Annotated in this window: 6 protein-coding genes and 2 pseudogenes; 7 read left to right on the top strand and 1 reads right to left on the bottom strand. The window is 48.7% G+C overall.

Features of this window, described 5'->3' with window-relative positions; all coding sequences use genetic code 11:
- The 7 genes and pseudogenes from STRDD11_RS09935 to STRDD11_RS09905 all read left to right on the top strand — a co-directional run.
- Positions 1 to 1,206, top strand: a pseudogene (locus STRDD11_RS09935) (pyrimidine-nucleoside phosphorylase); the annotation flags it as partial.
- A gap of 17 nt (positions 1,207 to 1,223) precedes the next feature.
- Positions 1,224 to 1,886, top strand: coding sequence for a deoxyribose-phosphate aldolase (deoC, locus tag STRDD11_RS09930; protein ID WP_128837183.1), 663 nt, complete (start codon positions 1,224 to 1,226; stop codon positions 1,884 to 1,886).
- Positions 1,873 to 2,262: a cytidine deaminase gene (locus STRDD11_RS09925; RefSeq protein ID WP_128837182.1), complete on the top strand. Its 390-nt coding sequence runs from the start codon at positions 1,873 to 1,875 to the stop codon at positions 2,260 to 2,262. The genes deoC and STRDD11_RS09925 overlap by 14 nt, the downstream gene beginning before the upstream one ends.
- 71 nt (positions 2,263 to 2,333) lie before the next feature.
- Positions 2,334 to 3,389, top strand: a complete 1,056-nt coding sequence (locus tag STRDD11_RS09920; protein ID WP_128837181.1) for a BMP family lipoprotein — start codon at positions 2,334 to 2,336, stop codon at positions 3,387 to 3,389.
- 133 nt (positions 3,390 to 3,522) lie between these two features.
- Entirely contained in the window at positions 3,523 to 5,058 is a 1,536-nt protein-coding gene (locus STRDD11_RS09915; RefSeq protein ID WP_128837180.1) for an ABC transporter ATP-binding protein, read from the top strand.
- Positions 5,051 to 6,148: an ABC transporter permease gene (locus STRDD11_RS09910; protein WP_128837179.1), complete on the top strand. Its 1,098-nt coding sequence runs from the start codon at positions 5,051 to 5,053 to the stop codon at positions 6,146 to 6,148. The genes STRDD11_RS09915 and STRDD11_RS09910 overlap by 8 nt, the downstream gene beginning before the upstream one ends.
- 1 nt (position 6,149) lies before the next feature.
- Positions 6,150 to 7,105 (top strand): annotated as a pseudogene (locus STRDD11_RS09905) (ABC transporter permease).
- Here STRDD11_RS09905 and STRDD11_RS13895 read toward each other — a convergent pair.
- Positions 7,092 to 7,280: hypothetical protein (locus STRDD11_RS13895; RefSeq protein ID WP_206512695.1), on the bottom strand; the 189-nt coding region annotated here is incomplete at its 5' end. The pseudogene STRDD11_RS09905 and the gene STRDD11_RS13895 sit on opposite strands and share 14 nt — an antisense overlap.

The following is a 7,280-nucleotide window of genomic DNA, read 5'->3' as shown; positions in this document are numbered from 1 at the left end:
GATTGAAGGCTATACAGCTGGTACGGTGCCGGATTATCAAATGTCGGCCTTTGCAATGGCAGTCTATTTCAAGGGCATGACCACCCGGGAAATCTCCGATCTAACCATGACCATGGTCGGAACAGGTCAGCAGTTTGATCTGTCAGAAATTGCGGGTGTTAAGGTAGATAAGCATTCGACCGGCGGTGTCGGCGACAAGGTGACGCTGGTCTTGGTGCCGCTGGTGGCCAGTTTCGGTGTACCGGTGGCCAAGATGAGCGGTCGCGGTCTGGGACATACCGGCGGAACGATTGATAAGTTAGAATCTATCAAAGGCTTTCAGGTGGAGCGCAGTCAGGAAGAGTTTATCCAGCAGGTACAGGACATCGGACTGTCTGTTATCGGTCAGTCAGACCAGCTGGTGCGGGCTGACAAGCTGCTCTATGCCCTGCGGGATGTGACGGCAACTGTGGACACGATTCCCCTCATTGCCAGCTCGGTCATGAGCAAGAAAATCGCTGCCGGAGCCGACAGTATCCTGCTGGATGTGACAGTAGGTGAAGGGGCTTTTATGAAGAATCTGGCCGATGCCCGCCGCTTGGCGCAAACCATGGTGGACTTGGGCAAGGCGGTCGGCCGTAAGACTACAGCAGTCATCACCGATATGAGCCAGCCTCTGGGGACCAGTATCGGCAACCGTCTGGAGATTTTAGAAGCTCTGGCTATTCTGCAGGGACAGGGCCGGGAGGATATTACGGTCTTCATCTGTGAGCTGGCGCAAATCATGCTCTCTCTGGCAGATGTGGAGAAGACAGCAGAAGAAGTCCGTCAGCATCTGACAGACGGCTCTGCTCTTGAGAAATTTAAGGCCATGATTGCAGCTCAGGGCGGTGACTTGGAAGACCTCTATCGGCCATCCAGCGCAGCCTATGTCCTAGAAGTGACAGCCGATCAGGATGGTTACATCACGGAACTGCCAGCTATGGAATTCGGTCTCTTTGCCATGCGGCTGGGAGCCGGCCGGGCTGTGAAGACGGACAGCTTAGACTATGAAACCGGTCTTGTCTTCGAGAAAAAAGTCGGCGACAGAGTCAGGGCTGGACAGGTTCTTGCCAAAATTTATGCCAATCAAAAAATTTCACAAGAACTAGTTACAGATTTCAAAAAAATGTTAAAATAAGTAACGAGGCCGTAAAAGTGAGCGAGATTATTGAAATCATCGCTTAGCTTGAAGGAGAACCATTATGAAATTAAATCAATACATCGATCACACGCTCTTAAAACCAGATGCAACAAAAGAGCAGATTGTGAAATTAATAGAAGAAGCAAAGAGCTATGACTTTGCCAGTATCTGTGTCAATCCAGCTTGGACTGCTTTTGCAGCTGAGCAGCTCAAGGGTTCAGATGTCAAGGTCTGCGTTCCGATCGGCTTTCCTTTGGGAGCCAATACTTCTGAGGTCAAAGCGTTTGAAACCAAGGATGCTATCCGAAAGGGAGCTGCTGAAGTGGATATGGTTATCAATGTAGGCGCTCTCAAATCTCAGGATTACGATTTGGTAGAGCAGGATATTCGAGCGGTTGTGGAAGCTGCTGACGGAACCTTGGTCAAGGTGATTCTGGAGACCTGCCTGCTGACGGATGAGGAGAAAATCAAAGCCTGCCAGCTGGCTCAAAAAGCAGGGGCGGATTTTGTCAAAACCTCAACCGGCTTTTCCAGCGGCGGGGCGACGGTAGCTGATGTTGCTCTGATGCGTCAAACAGTCGGTCCTGATATGGGGGTCAAAGCCTCTGGCGGTGCCCGTTCTTACGAGGATGCTCAGGCCTTTATTGAGGCCGGCGCAACTCGTATCGGTACATCGGCAGGTGTAGCGATTATGAAGGGAGAAGAGGCCAGTGGCGACTACTGACTTGATTGATTTAGCTGTCGAAACCAGCAGGAAAGCCTATGTCCCCTATTCTCACTTTCCGATTGGGGCGGTATTGCTGGCTAAGGACGGCCGGGTCTTTACCGGCGTCAATATCGAAAATGCCAGTTTCGGCCTGACCAACTGCGGTGAGCGGACAGCCATTTTTAAGGCAGTTTCCGAAGGAGTCTTGGACTTTGAAGAGCTGGTTGTCTATGGGGAAACGGAAAAGCCTGTTTCACCCTGCGGTGCCTGCCGTCAGGTGATGGCGGAATTTTTTGCTAAGGATTTAAAGGTGACCTTGGTCGCTAAAGATAAATCGACGGTCGTGATGACGGTCGGGGAGTTACTTCCATACTCTTTCACAGATTTGAACTAAATCTGTTGCCGGTCAGTTGACCAAACTCAAACTTGCAACTGTGTTGCACATCTTATTTAGGAGGTTCAGAAATGAACAAGAAACAATGGCTAGGTCTCGGTCTAGTAACTGTCGCAGCAGTCGGACTTGCTGCATGTGGAAACCGCGCATCTCGTTCAGATTCTTCAGATGCCAAAACAGATTTGAAAGCTGCTATCGTAACCGATACCGGCGGCGTGGATGACAAATCATTCAACCAGTCAGCATGGGAAGGTTTGCAGGCTTGGGGTAAAGAAAACGGTCTTTCAAAAGACAATGGCTATACCTACTATCAGTCAACTGACGAATCCCAATATGCCAACAACCTCAACCAAGCTGCTACAGACGGCTACAAACTTGTATTTGGTATCGGTTTTGCACTGCGAGATGCTTTGGAAGCAGCTGCTAAGGACAATGCCGAAATCAACTATGTTATCGTTGATGATGAGATCAAAGACCAGTCTAATGTGGCCTCTGCTCTGTTTGCAGATAATGAGTCTGCTTACCTTGCCGGAGTGGCTGCAGCCAAAACAACTAAGACAAAACAAGTTGGCTTTGTAGGCGGTATGGAAGGCGCTGTTCTGACTCGCTTTGAAAAAGGCTTTGAAGCAGGTGTCCATTCCGTAGACCCTTCAATCAAAGTACAGGTTGACTATGCCGGCTCCTTCGGTGACGCTGCCAAAGGAAAGACAATCGCTGCTGCCCAATATGCTGCGGGTGCAGATATTGTTTATCAAGTAGCAGGCGGTACCGGCGCTGGTGTCTTCAATGAAGCGAAGTCTCTTAACGAAACACGCAACGAAGACGAAAAAGTTTGGGTCATCGGCGTTGACCGTGATCAGGCCGACGAAGGAAAATACAAATCTAAAGACGGCAAAGAATCTAACTTTGTTCTGGCTTCCAGCCTGAAACAAGTTGGCAAAACGGTTCAAGATATTGCAAATGAAACAGCCAAAGGCAAATTCCCAGGCGGCAAGACAACAACTTTTGGTCTGAAAGACGGCGGCGTTGACCTGACGACTTCAAACCTATCTGAAGATGCGAAAAAAGCTGTAGAAGATGCGAAAGCGAAAATTCTTGACGGCAGCATCACTGTTCCTGAAAAATAAACCCACTCAAGAAGCGACCTTCTAGGGTCGCTTCTTTTGAGGATTGAGACGCTTTTGTCTCAATAGAGCCTACTAGCTGAAAAGCTAGTAAGTTTTATTGAAATAAAATTAAATTCTTGAAAGGAATACTCCCATGACACATGAGAATGTCATTGAAATGCGTGAGATTACCAAGATTTTCGGAGATTTTGTCGCCAATGATAAAATCAATCTGGAACTCCGCAAAGGTGAAATTCATGCACTTTTAGGTGAAAACGGTGCTGGTAAGTCAACCTTGATGAATATGCTGGCAGGTCTGCTGGAACCAAGCAGCGGCGAGATTAAGGTGAATGGCAAAACAGTCAAGCTGGATTCTCCTTCTAAGGCAGCCTCCCTCGGCATCGGCATGGTTCACCAGCATTTTATGCTGGTCGAGGCCTTTACTGTGGCTGAAAATATCATTCTTGGCAGCGAGATGACCAAAAATGGCGTTTTAGACTTAAAGCGGGCTGCTCAGGAAATCAAGGAACTTTCTGAAAAGTACGGTCTGGCTGTTGATCCTTCTGCCAAAGTAGAGGACATTTCAGTCGGTGCCCAGCAGCGTGCAGAAATCCTGAAGACTCTTTATCGTGGGGCTGATATCCTGATTTTTGATGAACCGACAGCGGTACTGACTCCGGCGGAGATTGATGAATTGATGCAGATTATGAAAAACCTGGTCAAGGAAGGCAAATCCATCATTCTGATTACCCATAAACTGGATGAAATCCGTGCCGTATCCGACCGGGTTACGGTTATTCGCCGCGGCAAGTCCATTGAGACAGTTGAGATTGCAGGCGCTACAAATAAAGATTTGGCTGAAATGATGGTGGGCCGCTCGGTTTCATTTACAACTGAAAAGAAAGCAGCACAGCCCAAGGAGACCGTGCTGCAGATTCAGGATTTGGTTGTTCATGAGAACCGCGATATCCCCGCTGTTAAAAATCTTTCTCTGGATGTCCGTGCCGGTGAGATTGTCGGTATTGCCGGTATTGACGGAAACGGCCAAAGCGAGCTGATTCAGGCTATTACAGGGCTTCGCAAGGTTAAGTCCGGCAGTGTCAAGATTAAAGGAAAAGAAGTGGCCGGTCTGTCCCCTCGGAAGATTACAGAAATGCAGGTCAGCCATGTGCCTGAAGACCGCCATCGTGATGGTTTGGTGCTGGAAATGTCCATTTCTGAAAATATGGCTTTGCAGACCTACTACAAGGAGCCGCTCAGCAAAAACGGTATTTTGAACTACAATAATATATACAGCTATGCCCGTAAGCTGATGGAAGAATTTGACGTACGGGCTGCCAGCGAATATGTGCCGGCAGCAGCGCTCTCAGGCGGTAACCAGCAGAAAGCTATTATTGCCCGTGAAGTGGATCGCAATCCAGATCTTCTGATTGTCAGCCAGCCGACCCGCGGTCTTGATGTGGGAGCGATTGAGTATATCCACAAGCGTTTGATTGAGGAGCGTGATAAAGGCAAGGCTGTTTTGCTTGTCAGCTTTGAGCTGGATGAAATTCTCAATGTTTCTGACAGAATTGCTGTTATCCATGACGGTAAAATCCAGGGAATTGTGACGCCGGCAGAAACCAACAAGCAGGAGCTGGGGATTCTCATGGCTGGCGGTAAGCTTAAGAAGGGAGATGCCAATGTCTAAAAAAACACAGAAAATTGCGGTTCCTTTGATTTCTGTCCTTCTAGGAATCCTTCTAGGAGCTTTGGTCATGTGGGCCTTTGGCTATGATGCCATTTGGGGCTATGAGTCCCTCTTTAAAACGGCTTTTGGCTCTCTGAGAAGTTTTGGAGAAATCTCTCGTGCCATGGGGCCGCTGATCCTGATTGCCCTGGGATTTGCGGTAGCCAGCCGTGCAGGTTTCTTCAATGTCGGGCTTCCAGGTCAGGCTTTGGCTGGCTGGATTCTGGCCGGCTGGTTTGCCCTTTCCTTTCCTGAACTGCCTCGTCCGCTGATGATTTTAGCTACGATTGTCATTGCAGCTGCAGCCGGCGGACTTATCGGGGCCATTCCTGGTATCTTGCGGGCCTATCTGGGGACCAGTGAGGTTATCGTGACCATCATGATGAACTACATTGTCCTTTTTGTCGGCAATGCGATTATTCATGATGCGTTTCCAAAATCTGTCATGCAGAGTGTGGATTCCAGTAAGCGCGTCGGCGCCAATGCCATCTATCAGACAGACTGGCTGCGGAGCCTGACTTCCAATTCCCGTATGAATATCGGTATTTTCTTTGCGCTGATTGCTGTGGTCATTATCTGGTATTTGCTTAAGAAGACAACGCTTGGTTTTGAAATCCGTTCAGTCGGTCTCAATCCTCATGCTTCCGAATATGCGGGAATGTCAGCTAAGCGCACGATTATCCTTTCAATGATTATCTCAGGGGCCCTTGCAGGTCTCGGAGGAGTAGTGGAAGGACTGGGGACCTACCAGAATGTCTTTGTTCAGGGAGGCTCTCTCAGCGTCGGTTTCAATGGCATGGCGGTCAGTCTGCTGGCGGCTAATTCACCGATTGGTATTCTTTTTGCTGCCTTTCTTTTCGCTGTTCTGAGCGTCGGTGCACCAGGGATGAATGTCGCTCAGATACCGACTGAATTGGTAAATATTGTCACAGCTTCTATTATTTTCTTTGTCAGTGCCCACTATATCATTGAACGCCTGACGGGAAAAACTGTTTTTGAATGGTTTCAAAACAGCAGAAAAACAAATAAAACTGTAAAGGGGGAAAACTAGAATGAATATTGTAACTGTACTAAGTCTGTTAGTATCGTCCATGTTGATTTATGCAGCTCCCCTGATTTTTACAAGTATCGGCGGCGCCTATTCTGAGCATTCCGGTGTTGTTAATGTTGGCTTGGAAGGCATTATGGTGATGGGGGCTTTCACTGGGGTTGTCTTTAACTTGACCTTTGAGCCGACTTTTGGCAGCATGACGCCTTGGCTGTCCTTGCTTGCCGCCGGCTTGGTCGGTATCCTCTTTTCGCTGCTGCACGCTTTAGCAACGATTCAGTTTCGGGCGGACCATGTGGTCAGCGGGACCGTGCTGAATCTGCTGGCGCCGGCTCTGGCAGTCTTTCTGGTCAAGGCCATCTATAACAAAGGGCAGACGGACAATATCCAGCGCTCATTTGGCAAATTTAATTTTCCGGTCCTGTCAGACATCCCAGTGCTTGGGGACATCTTTTTCAAAAATACCAGCCTGGTGGGCTATCTGGCTATCGCTTTCTCCTTCCTTGCTTGGTTTATCATGTTTAAGACTAAGTTTGGGCTGCGTCTGCGCTCAGTCGGAGAGCATCCTCAGGCAGCAGATACCCTCGGCATCAATGTCTACCTTATGCGTTACTGCGGTGTCATGATTTCCGGTCTGCTCGGCGGTATCGGCGGGGCTATTTACGCCCAGTCTATCTCCGTCAACTTTGCCGTAACGACCATTGTCGGTCCGGGCTTTATTGCTCTTGCTGCGATGATTTTCGGTAAATGGAGTCCAATCGGTGCCATGCTGGCCAGCCTGTTTTTTGGGGCTTCTCAGAGTTTGGCTGTTATCGGCAACCAGCTGCCGGTCCTGTCAAAAGTACCGACAGTCTATCTGCAGATTGCGCCTTATGTTCTGACGATTGTCGTTCTGGCTGCTTTCTTCGGTAAGGCAGTCGCACCAAGGCCGATGGAATCAATTATATCAAATCGAAATAAACTCGGCGCCGGTTCTTTGGGCGCTCACTGAAAAAGTCTGATGATGAAGATTTGAATCAGCAAAAAAAAACGAATGAGCATGACGGTCACAAGATTCTGACCGCCCCTCATTCGTTTTTTTATAGTCTTTTAGTTTGCTTTTAGTACGAGGCAGCGAGTCACAGACAGTACTGGC

Source organism: Streptococcus sp. DD11 (assembly GCF_001578865.1).
GTDB classification, from domain to species: Bacteria; Bacillota; Bacilli; order Lactobacillales; family Streptococcaceae; genus Streptococcus; species Streptococcus panodentis.
Note: the sequence above shows the minus strand (reverse complement) of the source record. Positions and strands in the feature narration are given on the sequence as shown.